This is a genomic window from Gordonia humi (assembly GCF_014197435.1).
Taxonomy (GTDB): Bacteria; Actinomycetota; Actinomycetes; order Mycobacteriales; family Mycobacteriaceae; genus Gordonia; species Gordonia humi.
The window spans coordinates 4685413-4705009 of sequence record NZ_JACIFP010000001.1; the positions used below are offsets into that span (position 1 = coordinate 4685413).

General features: G+C 68.7%; 14 protein-coding genes and 1 pseudogene. 3 read left to right on the plus strand and 12 right to left on the minus strand.

Annotation, left to right across the window (positions count from 1 at the left end):
- The first annotated feature begins 14 nt into the window (after window positions 1–14).
- Both BKA16_RS21705 and BKA16_RS21710 read left to right on the plus strand, forming a co-directional pair.
- On the plus strand, window positions 15–1394 hold the full coding sequence (locus BKA16_RS21705) for a 3' terminal RNA ribose 2'-O-methyltransferase Hen1 (protein WP_183372624.1): 1380 nt from the start codon (window positions 15–17) through the stop codon (window positions 1392–1394).
- Complete coding sequence (locus tag BKA16_RS21710) at window positions 1387–3885, plus strand: polynucleotide kinase-phosphatase (protein WP_183372625.1); 2499 nt, start codon at window positions 1387–1389, stop codon at window positions 3883–3885. Before BKA16_RS21705 ends, BKA16_RS21710 begins: the two co-directional genes overlap by 8 nt.
- Before the next feature lie 84 nt (window positions 3886–3969).
- Here BKA16_RS21710 and BKA16_RS21715 read toward each other — a convergent pair whose 3' ends face one another.
- Genes BKA16_RS21715 through purB form a run of 3 tightly spaced genes read right to left on the minus strand, consistent with a single transcriptional unit; the run spans window position 3970 to window position 8467 of the window.
- On the minus strand, window positions 3970–6120 hold the full coding sequence (locus BKA16_RS21715; RefSeq protein WP_183372626.1) for a S9 family peptidase: 2151 nt from the start codon (window positions 6118–6120) through the stop codon (window positions 3970–3972).
- Window positions 6113–7009: a phosphoribosylaminoimidazolesuccinocarboxamide synthase gene (locus BKA16_RS21720; protein ID WP_183372627.1), complete on the minus strand. Its 897-nt coding sequence runs from the start codon at window positions 7007–7009 to the stop codon at window positions 6113–6115. Before BKA16_RS21720 ends, BKA16_RS21715 begins: the two co-directional genes overlap by 8 nt.
- A 30-nt stretch (window positions 7010–7039) precedes the next feature.
- Window positions 7040–8467, minus strand: a complete 1428-nt coding sequence (purB, locus tag BKA16_RS21725; protein WP_183372628.1) for an adenylosuccinate lyase — start codon at window positions 8465–8467, stop codon at window positions 7040–7042.
- A 329-nt stretch (window positions 8468–8796) separates the two neighbouring features.
- Between purB and BKA16_RS21730 the strand changes: the two genes are divergently transcribed.
- Window positions 8797–9729, plus strand: a complete 933-nt coding sequence (locus BKA16_RS21730) for an alpha/beta hydrolase (RefSeq protein ID WP_183372629.1) — start codon at window positions 8797–8799, stop codon at window positions 9727–9729.
- On the opposite strand, the gene nhaA is transcribed toward BKA16_RS21730, so the two are convergent.
- The 9 genes and pseudogenes from nhaA to BKA16_RS21775 all read right to left on the minus strand — a co-directional run bounded on the left by nhaA (window position 9696) and on the right by BKA16_RS21775 (window position 19548).
- Window positions 9696–10925 (minus strand): Na+/H+ antiporter NhaA, encoded by a 1230-nt coding sequence (gene nhaA / locus BKA16_RS21735; RefSeq protein ID WP_183372630.1) that lies wholly within the window; start codon window positions 10923–10925, stop codon window positions 9696–9698. The two genes, BKA16_RS21730 and nhaA, sit on opposite strands and share 34 nt — an antisense overlap.
- Before the next feature lie 103 nt (window positions 10926–11028).
- Window positions 11029–12279: a phosphoribosylamine--glycine ligase gene (gene purD / locus BKA16_RS21740; protein ID WP_183372631.1), complete on the minus strand. Its 1251-nt coding sequence runs from the start codon at window positions 12277–12279 to the stop codon at window positions 11029–11031.
- Window positions 12280–12282: 3 nt separating this feature from the next.
- On the minus strand, window positions 12283–13494 hold the full coding sequence (locus BKA16_RS21745) for a low temperature requirement protein A (protein ID WP_343067570.1): 1212 nt from the start codon (window positions 13492–13494) through the stop codon (window positions 12283–12285).
- Between the two features lie 40 nt (window positions 13495–13534).
- Window positions 13535–15691 carry an ArnT family glycosyltransferase gene (locus tag BKA16_RS21750; RefSeq protein ID WP_183372632.1) on the minus strand — a complete coding sequence of 719 codons (2157 nt, stop codon included), beginning with the start codon at window positions 15689–15691 and terminating at the stop codon, window positions 13535–13537.
- Entirely contained in the window at window positions 15688–16935 is a 1248-nt protein-coding gene (locus BKA16_RS21755; protein ID WP_183372633.1) for a bifunctional glycosyltransferase family 2/GtrA family protein, read from the minus strand. The genes BKA16_RS21750 and BKA16_RS21755 overlap by 4 nt, the downstream gene beginning before the upstream one ends.
- Window positions 16936–17013: 78 nt before the next feature.
- Complete coding sequence (locus BKA16_RS21760; protein WP_183372634.1) at window positions 17014–17553, minus strand: dihydrofolate reductase family protein; 540 nt, start codon at window positions 17551–17553, stop codon at window positions 17014–17016.
- 225 nt (window positions 17554–17778) lie between these two features.
- Window positions 17779–18067 (minus strand): annotated as a pseudogene (locus tag BKA16_RS21765) (pyridoxamine 5'-phosphate oxidase family protein).
- On the minus strand, window positions 18064–19083 hold the full coding sequence (locus BKA16_RS21770) for an aldo/keto reductase (protein ID WP_183372635.1): 1020 nt from the start codon (window positions 19081–19083) through the stop codon (window positions 18064–18066). Before BKA16_RS21770 ends, BKA16_RS21765 begins: the two are co-directional and overlap by 4 nt.
- Before the next feature lie 21 nt (window positions 19084–19104).
- Window positions 19105–19548 carry a MerR family transcriptional regulator gene (locus BKA16_RS21775; RefSeq protein WP_183372636.1) on the minus strand — a complete coding sequence of 148 codons (444 nt, stop codon included), beginning with the start codon at window positions 19546–19548 and terminating at the stop codon, window positions 19105–19107.
- Window positions 19549–19597 lie beyond the last annotated feature (49 nt).

The window sequence follows — 19597 nt, forward strand, 5'->3', positions numbered from 1 at the left end:
GTTTGACTGGTCCAATGCTCGTGACCGTCTCGACCACTCACCGCCCGGCGACCGACCTCGGCTACCTGCTGCACAAGCATCCCGATCGGGTGCAACGGTTCGCGGAGCAGTCGGGAACGGCGACGGTGTTCTACCCGGAGGCCTCCGCCGAGCGGTGCACGGCGGTCCTGATGCTCGAGGTGGACCCGGTCGCCCTGGTTCGGTCGCGCGGACGACGTTCGCCGGACTTCGCACTCGCCCAGTACGTGAACGATCGGCCGTACGCCGCGTCGTCGCTGCTGGCGGTGGCTCTCGGCAGGGTGTTCCGCACCGCGCGTGCCGGTCGGTGCGACTCACGCCAGGATCTCGCCGATTCGGCGATCCCACTGGAGATCACGGTCCCGGTGCTGCCGTGCCGGGACGGCGCCGAGTTCGCCGAGCGGATCTTCGCCCCGCTCGGCTGGAGCGTCGACGCGACACCGATCGCCCTCGACGACGATTTCCCCGACTGGGGCGAGTCCCGCTGTCTCGCCGTGACACTGCGCGGCGAGACGCGACTCGCCGACGCGCTCAACCAGTTGTACGTGCTGCTGCCCGCGTTCGACGAGTCGAAGCACTACTGGCAGTCGGACGACGAGGTCGACAAACTGATCTCGGCGGGCGGCGAGTGGTTGCGGAGTCACCCGTCCCGGGAGGCGATCGTCGACCGGTACCTTGCTCGTACGGGCGGACTGAAGACCGTCGCCCGCGTTCGACTCGACGAACTCGACGACGCTCCCGCCGAGACCGAGATCGAGGCGCCCGAGCCGGAGCATCGCGCGCCGTTGAACGTCCGACGCCATCGGGCGGTCCTGGGCGAGGTCGCTCGACTGGCTCCGTCGTCGTTGATCGACCTGGGCTGCGGCTCGGGTCAGTTCCTCTCGAAAGTGCTGCGCGGCACCGATATCGGCCGCGTCGCGGGATGCGACGTGTCGATACGCGAACTCAAGCGGGCCGCCGATCGGATGCACGTCGACGAGATGACTGAGCGGCAGTCCGCGCGCTTGGACCTGTTCCAGTCGGCGCTGACGTACACCGATCCGCGGATCGCCGGATTCGACGTCGCCGTGCTGATGGAGGTGATCGAGCATCTCGATGCGACCCGCCTCGCGGCGCTCGAGCACACGGTGTTCGCCACGGCGCGCCCCGACTCGGTTCTCGTGACCACACCGAACAGCGAGTACAACGTGCTCTACCCCGACTTGACCGGCATGCGTCACCGCGACCACCGTTTCGAGTGGACGCGCGCCGAGTTCGCGGCGTGGGCCGAACGCGTCGCCGACCACCACGGCTATCGTGTGCGCTTCGTCGGCATCGGCGACGTCGACGCGGACCTCGGCGGCCCTACCCAGATGGCGGTGTTCACCCGTGGCTGAGATCAGCATCCCCGCAACAGGACTCGTCCTTCTCGTCGGTTCGTCCGGATCGGGGAAGTCGACGTTCGCCGCGCGACACTTCGCGCCGACCGAGGTCGTGTCGAGCGATGTGTGCCGAGGCCTCGTCGCCGACGACGAGAACGATCTCGCGGCCACGCCTGACGCGTTCGACCTGCTGCACCACCTGGTCGGCATCCGACTGCGCCGCGGCCGGATGACCGTCGTCGACGCGACCAATGTGCAGCCGTCGGCGCGCGCCGGCCTGATCAAGGTCGCGAAAGACCACGACGTCCTCGTCGACGCCGTGATCCTCGACGTGCCCGAGGCGGTCGCCGTGGAGCGCACCCTCGCCCGCGACGACAGGGATTTCGGCGCATCGGTGATCCGCCGACAGCGGGCCGACCTGAAACGGTCCCTGAAGCGCGTGCGCAAGGAGGGCTTCCGTCGCGTGCACCACCTGCGCGGGGTCGAGGAGATCGACGCCGTGACCTTCCGCCGCGAGAAGTCGTGGAACGACCGCTCCGAGCTGACCGGGCCGTTCGACGTGATCGGCGACGTCCACGGCTGCGCGAGCGAGCTGTGCGCGCTGCTGTCCGCGCTCGGTTGGCGCATCGAGTACGACGGAGGTCTCGCCGTCTCCGCGCACCACCCGGATTCTCGGACCGCGGTGTTCGTGGGTGATCTCGTCGACCGCGGGCCCGACACCCCGGGCGTGCTGCGCCTGGTGATGGGAATGGTCGCCTCGGGTGCGGCACTGTGCGTGACGGGCAATCACGACGACAAGCTGTCGCGGGCGCTCAAGGGCCGCAAGGTGACCGTCTCGCACGGCCTCACCGAGTCGCTGGCTCAGCTCGACGACCTCGGCGACGACGACTTCCGCTCCCGCGCAGGCGCATTCCTCGACGGATTGATCAGCCACTATGTGCTCGACGGCGGACGGCTCGTCGTCGCGCACGCCGGTCTGACCGAGCGGTTCCACGGACGGTCGTCGGCTCGGGTGCGCGCGTTCGCGCTCTACGGCGACACCACCGGCGAGACCGACGAGTTCGGGCTGCCGGTGCGCTATCCGTGGGCACAGGACTATCGCGGATCCGCGGCAGTGGTCTACGGTCACACGCCGACGCCGACGCCGGAGTGGGTCAACAACACGATCTGCATCGACACCGGCGCGGTGTTCGGCGGCGAGCTCACCGCGCTGCGCTATCCGGAGCGAGAGTTGGTCGCGGTGCCTGCCGAGCGGGAGTGGTACGCGCCGAGCAGGCCGCCGGGCCCCGCGACCGAGCCGCGCGACCCGGGAGTGCTGCAGATCGGCGACGTCATGGGCACTCAGTGGATCGACAGCCCCCGCGTCGGAAAGGTCAAGGTCCCGGAATCCAACGCTGCTGCGGCGTTGGAGGTGATGAGCCGCTTCGCGGTGGATCCGCGGTGGCTGGTGTATCTGCCGCCGACCATGTCGCCCGCATCGACGTCGGCGGTCGACGGCTTCCTGGAGTATCCGGAGTCGGCGTTCGACGACTACCTCGGGTGGGGCGTGAACAGGGTGATCTGCGAGGAGAAGCACATGGGATCCCGCGCGATTGCCGTGCTCGCGGCCGATCCCGACGTCGCCCGGGCGCGCTTCGGCGTCACCGACGGCTCGTCGGGAGCCGTCTACACACGGACCGGGCGTTCGTTCTTCGACGACACCTCCGACCTCGTCGGCCGGCTCCGGACCGCCGTCGAACCGTTGTTCGGAGCGCTCGAGACCGACTGGTTGGTGCTCGACTGCGAGATCCTCCCCTGGTCGGCGAAGGCCCTGCCGTTGATCAAGGCACAGTACGCGTCGGTCGGCGCGGCCGCGCTCGGCGCGTTGCCCGCGGCGCAGTCGTTGCTCGCGCAGGCCTCGGCGCGCGGGCTGGACGTCGCAGACCTGGCCGAGCGCACCGATCGGCGAACCGACCACGCGCGGGCGTTCCGCAGCGCGTACGCCGCCTACTGCGAGCGCGGTGAGCAGCGGATCCGCGTCGCGCCGTTCCAGATCCTGGCCGGACAGGGCCGGGTGTTCGGCGACTCACGCAGCCACGAGTGGCACATGAGCGAGTTGGCGGCGCTCGACGATCCGCTGATCACACGCACTCGGCACCGCGTCGTCGATCTGACGTCGACCGACGACCGCGCTGCGGCGACGCAGTGGTGGCTCGATCTGACCGAGGCCGGCGGCGAGGGCATGGTGGTCAAACCCGCCGATGTCGTGTCGCCCCGGATCCAGCCGGGTCTCAAGGTCCGCGGACGGGAGTACCTGCGAATCATCTACGGCCCGGACTACACCGACTCCCTCGCGACGCTGCGCTCCCGCGACCTCGGGCGGAAACGGTCGATGGCGACCCGCGAGCACGGCCTCGGGCTGGACGCGCTCACCGCGTTCGTCGAGCGAAGACCCCTGTGGGAGATGCACCGGAACGTGTTCGGTGTGTTGGCGTTGGAGTCGGAGGCCGTGGATCCGCGGTTGTGAGTACGGGACGACGCATCACGCCTCCGGGGAGTTCACGTCGACGATGTGCCGCCGAAGCAGAGGACCACGCGGGGCCCGCCCCCGTCACACCGTCACAGCACCCGATTCTCGCAGCACCCAGGCGTACTCGTAGGCGACTTCCTCCCACTGCTTGTATCGCCCGCTCACCCCGCCGTGCCCCGCGGCCATCTCGGTCTTGAGCAGGATCGGACGACCCGACGTCGTCGACGCCTGTAGCTTCGCGACCCACTTCGCGGCCTCGGTGAACAGGACGCGGGTGTCGTTGAGCGACGCCAGGGCCAGAACCGCCGGGTAGTCGCGCGGGGCGACGTTCTCGTACGGCGAGTACGACTTCATGTACTCGTACACGTCGGGATCGTGGTACGGGTCGCCCCACTCGTCCCATTCGGTGACGGTCAGCGGCAGGCTCGGGTCGAGCATCGACGTCAGCGCGTCGACGAACGGGACCGCCGCGAGGATTCCGCGGAACAACTCCGGCGCCATGTTCGTCACCGCCCCCATCAGCAGCCCGCCGGCCGAACCCCCGTCGGCGATCAACTGCTGCGGCGAGGTGCGCCCCGTCTCGATCAGGTGCCGGGCGACCGCGATGTAGTCGGTGAACGTGTTGCGTTTGTGGTTCAGGCGACCGTCCTCGTACCAGGTCCGGCCGAGTTCGCCGCCGCCGCGGATGTGCGCGTAGGCGACGACCACACCGCGGTCGAGCAGCGACAGCCGCGACACCGCGAAGCCGGGGTCGATCGGTGTCTCGTAGGCGCCGTATCCCACGAGCAGGACCGGTGCCGGACCGTCGGGCAGGTCGCGGCGTCGTACCAGAGAGACGGGGACGCGGGTGCCGTCCTGCGCGGTGGCCCAGTCGCGAGTGGCGACGTAATCGGACGGGTCGTAGTCGCCGAGCACCGTCTGACGCCGCAGCAACGTGCGCTCGCCCGTCGACACGTCGAGGTCGATGGTCTCCAGCGGGTCGACGAAGCTCGTGTACACGATCCGCAGTCGCGGCGTCGTCCATTCGGCATTGGCCCCGAGGCCCGCCGAGCACAGCTCCTGGTCGAAGACCACCGGTCGGAAGTCGTCGACCGACGGGATCCCCGGCACGCTGCGGAGATCGGCGATCGCGAGCTTCGGCAGCGCGTCCGCACGGTACGCGAGGACGAGGTAGTCGCGGAAGCACTCGACGCCGTCGATGCGGCGCGCCGGATCGTGCGGGATCAGCGATCGCCGGGCCGTGACGTCGTCGACGGGAGCGATGTCGACCGCGTAGTTCACGGCCTTGCTTCCGTCCACGGTCCCGTTGTGGACGATCACGAAGTAGTCGTCGCCGTCGATCCTGGCGTGGTCGACGTCGTATTCGATGCCGGGCGTACGACCCGCGACGGAGACGAACTCCCCGGTCGGATCGTCCGCGGCGAGCACGAACACCTCGGAGGTGAGTTTGGATCCCGCGGCGATCACCAGGTAGTCGTCACTGTCGGTGGAGCCCACGCCCACCCAGAAGTGCTCGTCGGGCTCGTGGAACACGCGCACGTCGTCGCTGCCCGCGCCGACCTCGTGACGCCACACGGAATCGGGCCGCCACGCGTCGTCGACGGTGGTGTAGAAGACGAATCGGTCGTCCTTCGACCAGGTGGCGCCGCCCGCGGTCTCGGGCACCTCGCCGGGCAGATCCTCACCGGTCGTGAGATCCCGGAACCGCAGTGCGTACCGCTCGTCGCCCTCGGTGTCGACGCTGTAGGCCAGCCGGTTCCCGTCGAAGCTGACCGACAGCGCGCCCATCGAGAAGAAGTCGTGGCCCTCGGCTTCGACGTTCGCGTCGAAGTACACCTGCTCGCCGGGCAGCTCGGCGTCGACGGACACCTCCGGCGGAGTCCAATCGTCGTCGCCGGAGATCGGGACGCGGCAGAACTTCGCGTAGCTCTGGCCGGCCGTGGTCCGTGCGAAGTACCAGTAGCCGTCGGCGCGCGTCGGCAGACCCATGTCGGTCTCCTTGGTGCGCGCCTTGATCTCGCCGAAGATCGACGTCCGCAGGTCCGCGAGGTCGGCGGTCTGCGCATCGGTGTGGGCGTTCTGCCCGTCGAGGTAGGCGATCACCTCCGGGTCGGACTTGTCGCGCAGCCATTCGTACTCGTCGACGAACACGTCGCCGTGATGCACGCGCTCGCTGTGAACCTTCTTCGCGACCGGCGCTGCGACCGCGTACTCCACGGCCGCCTCAGACATCGAGACGGTCCGCCCAGTCTGCGAACGAGAGCTGTGAGATGCGCTCGTACGCTTCGATGTATCTCTGCCGGGTGCGTTCGGCGACGTCGTCGGGCAGGGCGGGCGGGGGCGTCTCGGACGCCCTGTCCCACCCCGAGTCGGGGCCGGTCAGCCAGTTGCGGACGATCTGCTTGTCGAAGCTCGGCTGCACCGTGCCCGGCGTGTACAGTTCCGCGTCCCAGTACCGCGACGAGTCGGGGGTGAGGACCTCGTCGGCCAGCACCAACGAGCCGTCCTCGGCCTGACCGAACTCGAACTTGGTGTCGGCGAGGATGATTCCCCGTTCGGCGGCGAGTTCGCTGCCGCGCGAATAGATGTCGAGCGTCGCATCCCGCAGTTGCACGGCCAGGTCGCGTCCGACGGTCTCGGCGACCTGCTCGATCGAGACGTTCTCGTCGTGATCGCCGACGGCGGCCTTGGTGGCCGGGGTGAAGATCGGCTGCGGCAGCCTGTCGGCCTCGTCGAGCCCCGCGGGCAGTTCGACGCCGCACACCGCGCCGGTCGCCCGGTAGTCGACCAGACCCGAGCCGGTGAGGTAGCCGCGCGCCACACATTCGACGGGCACCATCGGCAGCTTGCGCACCACCATCGAACGGCCGACGAGCTCGGCGGGGATCCGTTCGTCGTCGGGGCCGCCGGCCAGGTGATTCGGCACGCCCAGGGCATCGAACCAGAAGAAGCTGGCCGCCGTCAGGATCCGTCCCTTGTCGGGGATCGGCGTCGACAGAACGAAGTCGTACGCCGAGATCCGGTCGGAGGTGACCAGGAGCAGCGTCTGCTCGTCGATCTCGTAGATGTCGCGGACTTTGCCGGACGCGACGTGCCGGTAGGAGTCGAGTGTGGGACGCATGAGGGGAACAGACCTTAGAACGGGGGCGAGTTACAGAATCGGCGCGGGCGCGTAGGCGGCGGCCTCGGGATAGCGGTCGATCCAGGCCTGCGCCTGTTCGACGACGGACGCGACCTGCGCTTCGGCCGCACCGGTGAACGCCGACTTGTCGGCGATCAGCTCATCGAGCTGCGCGCGATCGAGCGGAATGCGCTCGTCGGCGGCCAGCCGGTCGAGCAGATCGGGTTCGCGGCCCTCCTCGCGCATCGCGAGTGCGACGGCGACGGCGTTCTCCTTGATCGCCTCGTGCGCCGTTTCGCGGCCGACACCGGCACGGACCGACGCCATGAGCACCTTGGTGGTCGCCAGGAACGGCAGGTAGCGGTCGAGCTCGTTGGCGATGACGGCCGGGTACGCACCGAACTCGACGAGCACGGTCAAGAACGTCTCCACGAGACCGTCGATCGCGAAGAACGCGTCGGGCAGCGCCACGCGGCGGACCACCGAGCAGAAGACGTCGCCCTCGTTCCACTGACTGCCCGCGAGTTCGCCGGTCATCGACGCGTAGCCGCGCAGGATCACGGCGAGGCCGTTGACGCGCTCGCAGCTGCGCGTGTTCATCTTGTGCGGCATCGCCGAGCTGCCGACCTGGCCGGGCTGGAAGCCCTCGGTGACCAGCTCGTGGCCCGCCATCAGGCGGATGGTGGTCGCCAGCGACGACGGTCCGGCCGCGACCTGGACGAGTGCCGACACGACGTCGTAGTCGAGGGAGCGGGGGTACACCTGGCCGACGGAGGTCAGCGCGTTGGCGAAGCCGAGGTGCTTCGCGATCTCGCCTTCGAGTGCGTCGAGCTTGGACGCGTCGCCGTCGAGGAGGTCGAGCATGTCCTGGCTGGTGCCCATCGGGCCCTTGATGCCGCGGAGCGGGTAGCGGGCGATCAGCTCGTCGATGCGGGTCAGCGCGATCATCAGCTCATCGGCGGCCGACGCGAAGCGCTTGCCGAGAGTCGTCGACTGTGCGGCCACATTGTGGCTGCGCCCGGCCATGACGACGGAGCCGTACTGGGCGGCGCGCTCGGTGATGCGGGCGAGCACGGCGACGCCGTGGGCCCGCACATGCTGCAGCGACAGCAGCACCTGGAGCTGTTCGACGTTCTCGGTGAGGTCCCGGCTCGTCATGCCCTTGTGGATGTGCTCATGGCCGGCGAGGGCGTTGAACTCCTCGATACGAGCCTTCACATCGTGCCGGGTGACGCGCTCACGGTCGGCGATCGAGTCCAGGTCGATCCGGTCGACCACCTTCTCGTAATCGCCGATCGCATCGGCGGGAACGTCGATCCCGAGGTCGCGCTGCGCCTTCATCACCGCGATCCAGAGCTGACGCTCCAGAGCGATCTTGTGCTGCGGCGACCAGATCTGCGCGAGGTCCGCGGATGCGTAGCGGTTGGCAAGGACATTGCTGATAGCAGGTTTACCCACGTCTTGCAGTGTAATGGCGCGAGCGCGCGCACCCCAATCCCTCCGCCGGCCCCTGCTGATCGAGCGAAGTCGAGATCCCCCGCACCAACACGTAAACTCTCTCGCATGTGTTACCCCGTCACCTGCACCACATGCGGCAAGATCACCTGGGACGGCTGCGGAGCCCACGTCGACGAGGTGATGACGCCCGTTCCGCAGGAGCAGCGCTGCACCTGTCCGCGCTGACACCGCGACACCGTCCGTCGAGAATCGGAGATCTCGCAGGATCCCGGTAGAATCGGCGACCGATGGCCTCCGATCGTTCCGCTCCCACGCAGACGACACCCCGCATGTCCGAACCCGATGGTTCGCTGCTGCGCGGTGTCGCGTCGTCGCGTGCGCTCTCGCGGCGCACGCTCCTGGCGGGAGGCGCCGGCATCGCGGCGCTCGGGTTGGCGGCGTGTTCCTCCCACGATCCGGTCACCCCGCGCGATGCGGCCGCCGTCGCGGCCGACGATGAACTCGCGATCGAGACCGAACCACCCGAGCTCCCCGCTGATCCACCGATCATCACGGGCGAGTTCGTCTCCGCGAAGATGGCGGGACGCCTCACCCGGTGGGCGGTCGCGCGCCCGAACGGCGTGTCCGGTGAACTCCCCGTGGTGATCGTCGCGCACGCGCTCAACACGCACGAGAAGACGATCTTCAGCCCGGGTCTGGACATTCAGGGCGTGGTCCAACGTCATGTGGACGCCGGCAACACCCCGTTCGCCGTCGCCTGCGTCGATGTGGACCGCAACTACTTCCATCTGCGGACCGACGGCGCCGACGGTGCGGCGATGATCATCGACGAGTTCATGCCGATGCTCGACAACGACCCTGATCTGGATCTTCGCACCGATCGGATCGGTCTGTTCGGCTGGTCGATGGGTGGCTACGGCGCGCTCCGCATCGGCGCGATCCTCGGCCCGCGCCGGGTCGCGGCCATCGCGGTCGGCTCCCCCGCCCTGTGGGCCGATCCCGCCCAATTCCCCCCTCGCGCCTTCGATTCGCTGGCCGACTACCGGGCCAACTCGCTGTTCGGGCAGCAGCCCGCGTTCGCGAACATCCCGCTGATGATCAGTGTCGGGACGTCCGACCAGTTCTACATGTACACGCGTCAATGGGCGGCCGATCTGCATCCGCCCGCGGCGTTCGCGACGTCACCGGGCGGACACACCAACCGCTTCTGGCGATCGGTGCTCCCCGATCAGGTCGCATTCCTGGGCAGAGCCCTCGCCTGACGGCGTCGGCCCATCACCGCGAGTGCCGACCCGGCGACGATCGCCACGAACAACGACGCGACCAGAATCGCGGCCTTACCGTGCTCGAGTGCGTGTAGATCGCCGGGAAAGCTGAGCTCGGCGACGAGCAGCGACACGGTGAAGCCGATGCCTGCGAGCGACGCGACGCCGGCGAGGTCGCCCCACCGCACCGACGGGTCGAGCTCGCTGTCGGTGAAACGCACCGTGAGCCAGGTGGCCGCCATGATGCCGATCGGTTTGCCGAGGATCAGACCCGCCATCACGCCGATCGCGATCGGATCGGTCATCATGTCGCCCAAGCCGTTCCAGCCACCGACCGCCACTCCGGCGGAGAGAAACGCGAACACCGGCACCGCGAAGCCCGACGAGATCGGCCGGAACCGGTGCTCGAACTCTTCGGCGAGCCCGTTCCCACCCGTCCGGACCGGCACCATGAAGCCGAGCACGACACCGGCGATGGTCGCGTGGATGCCGGACGCGTGGACCAGTGCCCAGGCGACGATGCCGAGCGGTAGGAGGATCACCCACGCGGCCCACCGGCGCCGCGCGAACCATTCCGCGTACCGACGCGCGAGGACGGCGAACAGCGCGATCGGGATCAGCGCGGCGACGAGCGGGATCGGCTTCACCGACTCCGTGTACACGACGGCGATGATGACGATGGCGATCAGATCGTCCACGACGGCGAGGGTCAGCAGGAACAGACGCAGCGCCGCGGGCAGCCCCTTGCCGACCACGGCCAGCACGGCGACCGCGAACGCGATGTCGGTCGCGGTGGGAACGGCCCATCCGTGCGCACCGTCGCGGCCCCAGTTGATCCCCAGATAGATGAGGGCGGGTACGACGACGCCGCCGACCGCCGCGAACACCGGGACGATCGCGGTCCGTGCCGCGCGTAGCGATCCCGCGACGATCTCCCGGTTCAACTCGAGACCTACCAGGAAGAAGAAGATCGCGAGCAGCCCGTCGGAAGCCCACTGCCCGATCGTCAGATCGAGATGCCAGGGCGCGTACCCGACGGTCGTGTCGCGGAACGTCTCGTAGGCGTCGACGGCGGGGGTGTTCGCGACGACGATCGCGACGAGTGCGGCGCCGACCAGGAGGAACCCGCCGACGGTCTCACGACGGAGAAGATCGACGACGCGGTACTTCTCGGCGGTCTCGGTGTGGGACATTCTGCTCCTCGGGAGGGTACGACGACATATCGCCGACCAGACTTCCCGGCACACCGGTAGGGAAGTCTACCGCTGTCTCGACTCCGCTCGACCAGCGGGGGCGCTACAGGCTGATGCGACCGTCCTCGGCGGCCTTGCCGATGTCGGTGCGGAAGTGCGCACCGGGCAGGGAGACCTTCGCCAGACGCTCGTAGGCCTGGGCGCGGGCCTGCGCGAGGTCGGCGCCGCGGCCGACGACGGACAGGACTCGACCTCCGGACGAGACCACCTGTCCGTCGACGAGCTTGGTACCGGCGTGCAGGACGCCCTCGGTGTCGGCGCCGGTGACGGGGTCGCCGGTGCGCGGACTGCCGGGGTAGTTCTCGGCGGCCAGGACCACCACGACGGCGCTGCCGTCGAACCAGCGCAGCTCGGGAAGGTCGGCGAGGGTGCCGTTCGCGACGGAGCCGAGGACCTCACCGAGCGGCGTCTCGAGCATGTCGAGGACGGCCTGGGTCTCGGGATCGCCGAAACGGCAATTGAATTCGACGACGGCGGGGCCGTCGGACCCGATCGCCAGCCCGGCGTACAGCAGACCGGAGAAGGGCACGCCTCGCTTGACCATCTCGGCGGCCACGGGTCTGCACACCTCGCCGACGATGCGGTCGACCATGCCCTCGGGCAGCCACGGCAGCGGCGTGTAGGCGCCCATGCCGCCGGTGTTGGGTCCCTCGTCGTCGTCGCCGACGCGCTTGTGATCCTGCGCGGGGAGCAGCGGGACGACGGTCTCACCGTCGACCAGACAGAACAGGGACACCTCGGGTCCGTCGAGGAAGCTCTCCAGGAGCACCGGGTTGCCCCCGGAGATGACGGCCACAGCGTGTTCGCGGGCGGCGTCGCGGTCGGGTGTCACGACGACGCCCTTGCCCGCGGCCAGACCGTCGTCCTTGACGACCCAGGTGGGTCCGAAGCGGTCGAGTGCGGCGTCGACGTCGTCGACCGAGGTGACGCTCTCGGCGCGCGCGGTGTTCACACCGGCCGCGGCCATCACGTCCTTGGCGAACGCCTTGGACCCCTCGATCCGCGCGGCGGCGGCGTTCGGACCGAACACGGCGATCCCCGCGTCACGCAGGGCGTCGGCCACTCCGTGCACCAGCGGCATCTCCGGCCCGACGACCACCAGATCGGCACCGATCTCACGCGCCAGGGCGACGACGGCGTCGCCGGAGTTCGCGTCGACGGGATGGTTGGTCGCGATGACCGCGGTCCCCGCGTTGCCGGGAGCCGCGTGCAGCTCCGTCACCGACGGGTCGCGGGAGAGTCCGAGGAGAAGGGCGTGTTCGCGGCCGCCCGAGCCGATCACCAGTGCGCGCACGCATCACAGCGTAGCGGGTTCGAACTTCTCACTGAATTCGATGACGAGCGTCGGCAGCACCGGTGCGAACGATCCGACGACGACGGCGATGAGCAGAGGCACGCCGGCCGCCACGAGTACCACGCCGAGCAGGACCGGCAGTAGCGCGACGACGATGAGGACGATCTCCATACCGCAGTGTCCGACGAGGTAGTAGTGCGCCATGATGATGCCGACGGTGAATACCGCCAACGGAATCGCGACGGCGAGCACCACCATCAGATCCGAGTCGCCGGTCTCGCCCTCGATCCATTTGGCGATCAGGTGCATGCCGGCACCGACCGAGGCGCACGCCATGAACACCGGAACCATGCCGTACCCCCACGGGAAGCAGCGGTTGCGATGCTCGTCGAGCGCTTCCCCGTTCGGCATGATCGTGTAGAGCCACCACATGGCGAAAGTGACACCGAGTGCGGTGACGCCGAGGACGGCGGTCTGCAGTGTCCAGCCCGTCCGACCGATCTGCGCCTGAATGACGGCGACCGTGCCGACGACGCCCTCGCCGAGGGTGATCACGATGAGAGTCGAGTACCGCTCGGTGATGTGGTACGGGTTCCACGGCGTCGTGGTCATCGTGGTCTCGGCGATCACCGGCCCGAGGAACTCGATCGCCGCGCAGACGGCCACGGCGATGATCGTGGCCGTCAGACCCGTCGGCGCCAGCGCCACCACGGTCCACCCGACCTGCGCGACGATGCAGGCCGCCGCATAGGTGATGCACGTCTTCCGGTACTTCTCGGACTGCCGCGCGGCCCGCAGCCACTGCGGAACCAGACCGAGGCGCATCACCATGTAGCCGAACACGATGACCTTCATGTCGATGTGCGCGCCCGCGTCGATGGACGAGAAGACCGGCGGGATCCCGACGGCCATCACCGAGACGCCGATCATCTGGACGAGCACCGACAGGCGGAACCACGGGTCGTCGGTGTCGAACGCCGACGCGAACCAGGCGAAGTTGATCCACGCCCAGATCGCCGCGAACGACACCAGGAGGTAGCCGACGACGGCGGTGAACACCTTGCCCTCGGCCAGGTGGTCGGCGAGTTGGACACCTCCGACCGAGAAGAGGACGACGAAGATGAGGTCGTAGAAGACCTCGAGACCGCTACCCGCCCGTTCGCCCTCGTCCGGATCGCGTCCGACCATCCGTTGCAACTGTGTTCGCACTGGCACGCGAACACACTAGACGGTCGGACGCGATCGGAGGAAGAGGCTACTCGGCGGTCAGGTCGTACAGCGTCACACCGTCGACCGTGGTCGAGGTGAACGTCGACTCCACCCATTCGCGGATCTCGGCGGACGTGCCGCTCGATCCGCCGCCGAAGCCCTGTCCCTCGCCGAACTCACGCCCGCCACCGATGAAGTAGTGGATCTTGCCCTGAGCGACGAGCTGTTTGAACTGGGCGAGTGTCGGCGACGGATCGGTGCCGTTGAATCCACCGATCGGCATCACCGAGTATCCGGTGGCGATCTGATAGCCGGACGCCTCGTTGGAGCCCACGGCGGCGGCGATCCAGGTGTACTTGTCGGCGTCCGTACGAAGGATCGCGGTCAGCTCGTCGCTGGGCTCGGATCCGGTGAGCAACCCGCCACCGGGACCGCCCATGCCGCCGAAGCCTTCACCGTTCGTCCCAGACATCGACATGCCCGGCATCGACATGCCCGGCATCGTCATTCCGGGAGGCAGCTGCCCCATCGGCTGACCCGCCCGGGACATGCCTCGCCCACCGGGACCTCGCCCGCCGGGACCGTGCCCGCCGTGACCGAACCCCATGGCGCCGTCGACGCTCGGACCCGCGCTGATGATCGAGCCCTGTTTCGCAGTGGCGACGGTGTCGATCGTGTAGGCGGTGGGACCCGCGAGTCCGGCCACGATCGCGGCCGCCGCGGCGACTGTCGCCACCCGGTGCGTCCATCGGGCGCCCGGACCGATCAACAGCAGGCCGCCCGCGACGATCCCGACCACCAGGACCAGCCACCGCAACCACCCGACGAACTCCGGCGATCGTGCGAGCAGTGCGAATCCCCAGCCCGCCGTCGCCCAGGTCGCGGCGGCGAGCACCACGCGCACCCAGACCTTGCCCCGCCGGGGCCACAGGACCGCGAGCGAACCGGCGAGGACCGCCGCGATCGCGGGAGCGAGTGCCGCCGTGTAATAGCTGTGGAAGATGCCCGCCATGAAGCTGAACGTGCCCGCCATCGTGAGCAGCCAGCCCGCGAAGAGCAACAGGAACGCGCGACGACGGTCCGTGCGCGGCGCACGACCGATCACCACGAGCGCTGCCACGAAGACGATGAGCGCAGCCGGTATCAACCAGGCGATCTGGCCGCCCTGCTCGGCGTCGAACATGCGCCAGATGCCGGTTTGCCCCCACATGCCGCCGCCCGGGCCGCCGCCGGGCCCGCCCTGACCACCGGGGCCACCCTGACCGAATCCCATCTCGGCGAATCGGCCGGCGCGCTCGCCCATACCGCCGCCGGGCACCACGCTGCCCTCCTCGTTTCCGGACAATCGACCGAATCCGTTGTAGCCCAGGGTCAGTTCGAGGATCGAATTGTTCTGGGAGCCGCCGATGTACGGGCGGCTCGACGCCGGCCACAGAGTGACGGCGAGGATCCACCAGCCCGCACCGACGATCAGCGATCCGAGTGCGACCAGCAGGTGACCGATGCGACGCAGCCACGAACCGGGGGCGGCGGCGAAGTACACGAGCACCATCGCCGGGACGATCAGCATCACTTCGAGTTGTTTGGCGAGGAAGCCGAAGCCGATCGCGAGACCCGCGGCGATCATCCACCGGAGTCGACCCGTCTCGGCGGCCCGCAGCAGCGCACCGCACGCGGCGATCATCAGCAGGATGAGCAGGGCTTCGGGATTGTCGAAGCGGAACATCATGGCCGCGACCGGTGTCAACGCGAGGACCACGCCCGCGCCGATGCCTGCCCAATGACCGAGCACCCGGCGGGTGATGACATACAGCAGGGCCACCGAGGCGACCCCCATCAGCACTTCGGGGACGAGGACCGACCACGGACTGAGCCCGAACATCCGCACGGAGAGGCCCGGAATCCATAGGGACGCCGGCGGTTTGTCGACGGTGATGGAGTTCGCCATATCGGACGAGCCGAAGAACCACGCCTTCCACGACTGCGATCCGGCCTGGATGGCCGCCGTGTAGAAGGAGTTGGCCCAGCCGTTCGCCGAGAGGTTCCAGAGGTAGAGGACCGCCGTACTCACTAGGAGGGCGGCCAGGGACAGCCCGGTGACGCGTCTCGACGGACCGGTCGCATCCCTCGCCCGAGTGCCGGACGCGGTCGAGGCGGGCGGGCCGTCATCGCGGCCGAGTGCATGCAGTGCGACGGTGGTCATGCGGAGTCCCCCGTTCGGGTCGAGAAGAGCGTGCGCAGGCCGACGAACCGGGTGGCCGTGGCGACGAGGTTCGCGATCACCAGCACCGCGAGTTCGACGAGTCGTCCGGCGTCGGGCGCGGCTCGATGCAGCACGAGGAGGCTGATCGCGGTGACCGCCCAGCCGAAGCCGAACACGGCCAGACCGACCAGCTGGTCGCGGAGCACTCGGTGCCGTCCGCGGATGCCGAAAGTGAATCGTCGGTTGACCGCCGTATTGGCGATCGCGGTCAGCGCGAGGGCGACGAAGTTCGCGGCCTGCGCACCGAGCACTGAGTGCAGAAGCAGATACAGCAGTGCGTAGGCGCCGGTCGATGCGATGCCGACCGCGCAGAATCGGACCACTTGGCCCACCATGCCGTGCGGGACGCCCGCGACGTCGGGTCCGGGGTGCCGATCACGTCCGAGGCTCGCGCGCAGTTCGGCGATCGGGAGCCGCCCCCGGGCCAACGCCCAGGCCACGCGTGCGCAGCCCTTCAGGTCGGCGACGGCGGTGGCGACGATGTCGACCGAGCTGTCCGGGTCGTCGGTCCAGTCGACGGGGACCTCGGCGATGCGGAGTCCGACGCGTTCGGCGAGCATCAGCAGTTCGGTGTCGAAGAACCAGCCGGTGTCCTCCACATACGGCAGCAGACGGCGGGCGACATCGGCTCGCATCGCCTTGAATCCGCACTGGGCGTCGGAGAAGTGAGCGCGCATGGTCGTGCGCAGCAGCAGGTTGTAGCACCGCGAGATCGCTTCTCGTTTAGGACCGCGGACCACACGTGAGGAGTACGCGAGGCGGGTGCCGATCGCGATGTCGGAGTGGCCGGAGACCAGCGGCGCGATGAGCGGCATCAGCGCGTTGAGGTCGGTCGAGAGGTCGACGTCGCAGTAGGCGACGATCTCGGCGTCGCTGGTCCGCCACACCGTGTTGAGGGCACCGCCGCGTCCCTTGCGCGAGAGGTGCACCACGCGGACGTCGTCGTACCGCGCCGCGAGTTCCTTCGCGACGGCGAGCGTCCCATCGGTGCTGGCGTTGTCGGCCACGGTGATCCGCGCCGGATAGGGGACATGTGTGTGGAGGTGATCGGCCAGGCGCGCGACCGCCGGCCCCAGATCGTCTTCCTCGTTGTAGACGGGGATCACGATGTCCAGGACCGGCGGTCCGGATGCGGCGACGGCGGCCGCCTCCGGTTCCCGCTCGGGTTCGAGTGTTGTCGTCATGCCAGCAAGATTCGCCGCCGAACCTCCGACGCCTCTGCGACCGACCTGTGAGATCCCTGAGTGCGACTCAGGGACGCGTCAGCGCAGGCGATACGTCAGGATCGCGTTGCCCGCACTCGTCTGTGCCGCGCGGATCAACTCCAGGCGGGTCTGCGGCACGGAGTCGTCGAACAGTCGACGTCCTTCACCGGCGATGACCGGGTGGACGGTGAGGGTCAGCTCGTCGATCAGACCGGCCAGGAACAGCGAGCGGACCGTGTCGATCCCGCCCACCACGGAGATGTCGCCGTCGCCCTGCTCACGCAGGCCGCGGACGTACTCGACCGGGTCGCCGTCGATCACCGTGCTGTTCCACGTCAGGTCGCCCGACAGCGTCGACGAGACGACGTGCTTGCGGACCGGGTTGATCCATTCGCCGAACGGGTCCTCGGTGCCGGGCCAGTACTCCGACCACTCCTGCCAGAGCTTGCGACCGATGACGACATCGGTCACCGGACCTATGGTCTCGGCCATCATCAGGCCCTCCTCGGGTCCGAACGCGTCGAACTGCCAGAGGTTAGGACTCTCTACGACTCCGTTCAGGGAGTGGAACAGGTGCGCGGTCGTCTTGCGGTTCATGACGGTGCCTTCCGTGTCTGTCGTGACGTGCTGACACCGTTATAGACCGCGGGGAGACGCGAAACTGATCGGTCGGCGCGCATCAGACCGTTCAACGGGTACCGCACAGCCGGTTGGACCCGAGACAGGGTGAAGCCCTTCCCGACTTGTCGAACAACGACGTCGGAAGCTCCAGGACAACGGGCTGAAGACACCTTCGGATCGGTTCCGCGCGGCCGATCGACGCTACTGACTGCTCGTCGCCGTCGGACGCATCACCGGGACGATGCGGTGTGCGACGTCGCCCGGAGGTCCGTCCATCTCGAGTCCGTACCGGTCGGCGAGCGAGGCGAAGAACTCGCCGTCGAAATCGTTGTCGATGCGTTCGACGACGCCGCGCACCTCGAGGTAGCGGTACGTCCCACGAGAACCACATCGGATTCACCTGAGGCGTCCCGTCGAGTCGGATGGTGCCCAGGTGTGCGTACAGGGGTCGGGTCAGCAGGTCGCTGTGCGACGCCGGGATGACGGTCATTCGCGACCCGCCGAGATCCAGGCCGGGTCGGCGGCGATGTTGCGGCCGCCGGCCACCAGGTCGGCGATCGAGTCGAGCGCTGCGATCGCATCGGCGTCGAGGACCACGTCGACGGCGGCCGCGTTCTCGGCCAGTCGATGCGGCGATCGGGTGCCCGGGATCGGAGCGGTCGCGACACCGGCTCGCTCGCCCGCGGCATGGAGCCAGGCCAGTACGGCCTGCGCGTTGGTGACGCCCAGGCGGGAAGCGACGTCGGCGACGACCGCGAGCACCCGCTGGTTGGCGTCCCAGTTGTCGCCGATCCGCGCCGTGCTGCCGCGTCGGTCTGCCGCGACCTGGTCCCGGGTGAGGGTTCCGGTGAGGAACCCGCGGCCGAGCGGCGAGTACGGGACGAAGCCGACGCCGAGTTCCGCGCAGGCGGGGACGACGTTGGTCTCGACGTCGCGCGACCAGACGCTCCATTCGCTCTGCACCGCCGCGATCGGGTGCACGGCGTGCGCTTCGCGCAGTTCGGACGCGGTGACCTCCGACAGTCCGAGGTGACGCACCTTGCCCGCGCCGACCATCTCGGCCATCGCCGCGACGGTCTCGGCGACCGGCACGTCCGGATCACGACGGTGCAGGTACCAGAGGTCGATGACGTCCGTGCCGAGACGACGCAGCGATGCGTCGCAGGAGGCGCGCACATAGTCGGCGTCGCCGCGGGTGGCCTTGGCGCCCTCCGTGCCGCCGAGTCCGGTGATGCCGAACTTGGTCGCGAGCGTCACCTCGTCGCGACGGTCGGCGAGCAGTCGAGCGACGAGCTTCTCGTTGGTTCCCGCCGGGCCGGTGGTACCGGGTTCGGGTTCGCCGTAGACGTCGGCGGTGTCGATGAACGTGACTCCGGTGTCGACGGCCGCGTTCAGTACGCCCAGCGCCGCATGGTCGTCGGCGCCTCCGTACACGTGGGTCACGGCCATGGCGCCGAACCCGAGGGCGGAGGTCTGTAGACCGTCGCCGAGGCTGATGGTGTGCATGTGTCTTCTACTCCTTGATTGTCAGAAGTCCGTGCGACGCTGCTCGGTGAGCTCGTCGGGGTCGGTGATCGTCTCTTCGGTGCAGTCGAGTCCGGCATCGATGAGTCGCCGGTAGTGGTCGATCTTGGCGTCGACGGAGTCGAGATCGTCGACGAGTTCACGGATGCGGGACTCGATCTCCTCGCGATGGTCCTGGAGCAGGCGCATCCGTCGCCCGTGGGTGCGTGCGCCCTGCTCGACCATCGTCACGAAGTCGCGCATCACGGCGACCGGCATGCCGGTGCGGCGGAGGCGGACGAGCAGTTCGATCATGCGGACCGTGCGTTCGTCGTAGCGGCGGACTCCGGCGGACGTCCGCGGCACGGCCGGGATCAGTCCTTCGGATTCGTACCAGCGCAGAGTGTCGCGCGTCAGCCCCGTGCGGGCGGAGACGTCGGCGATGGAGAGATCGTCGTCTGTGGGCATGATCAAACGGTAAGACCTGGAGTGCACTCCAACGCAAGAACCGACCTGT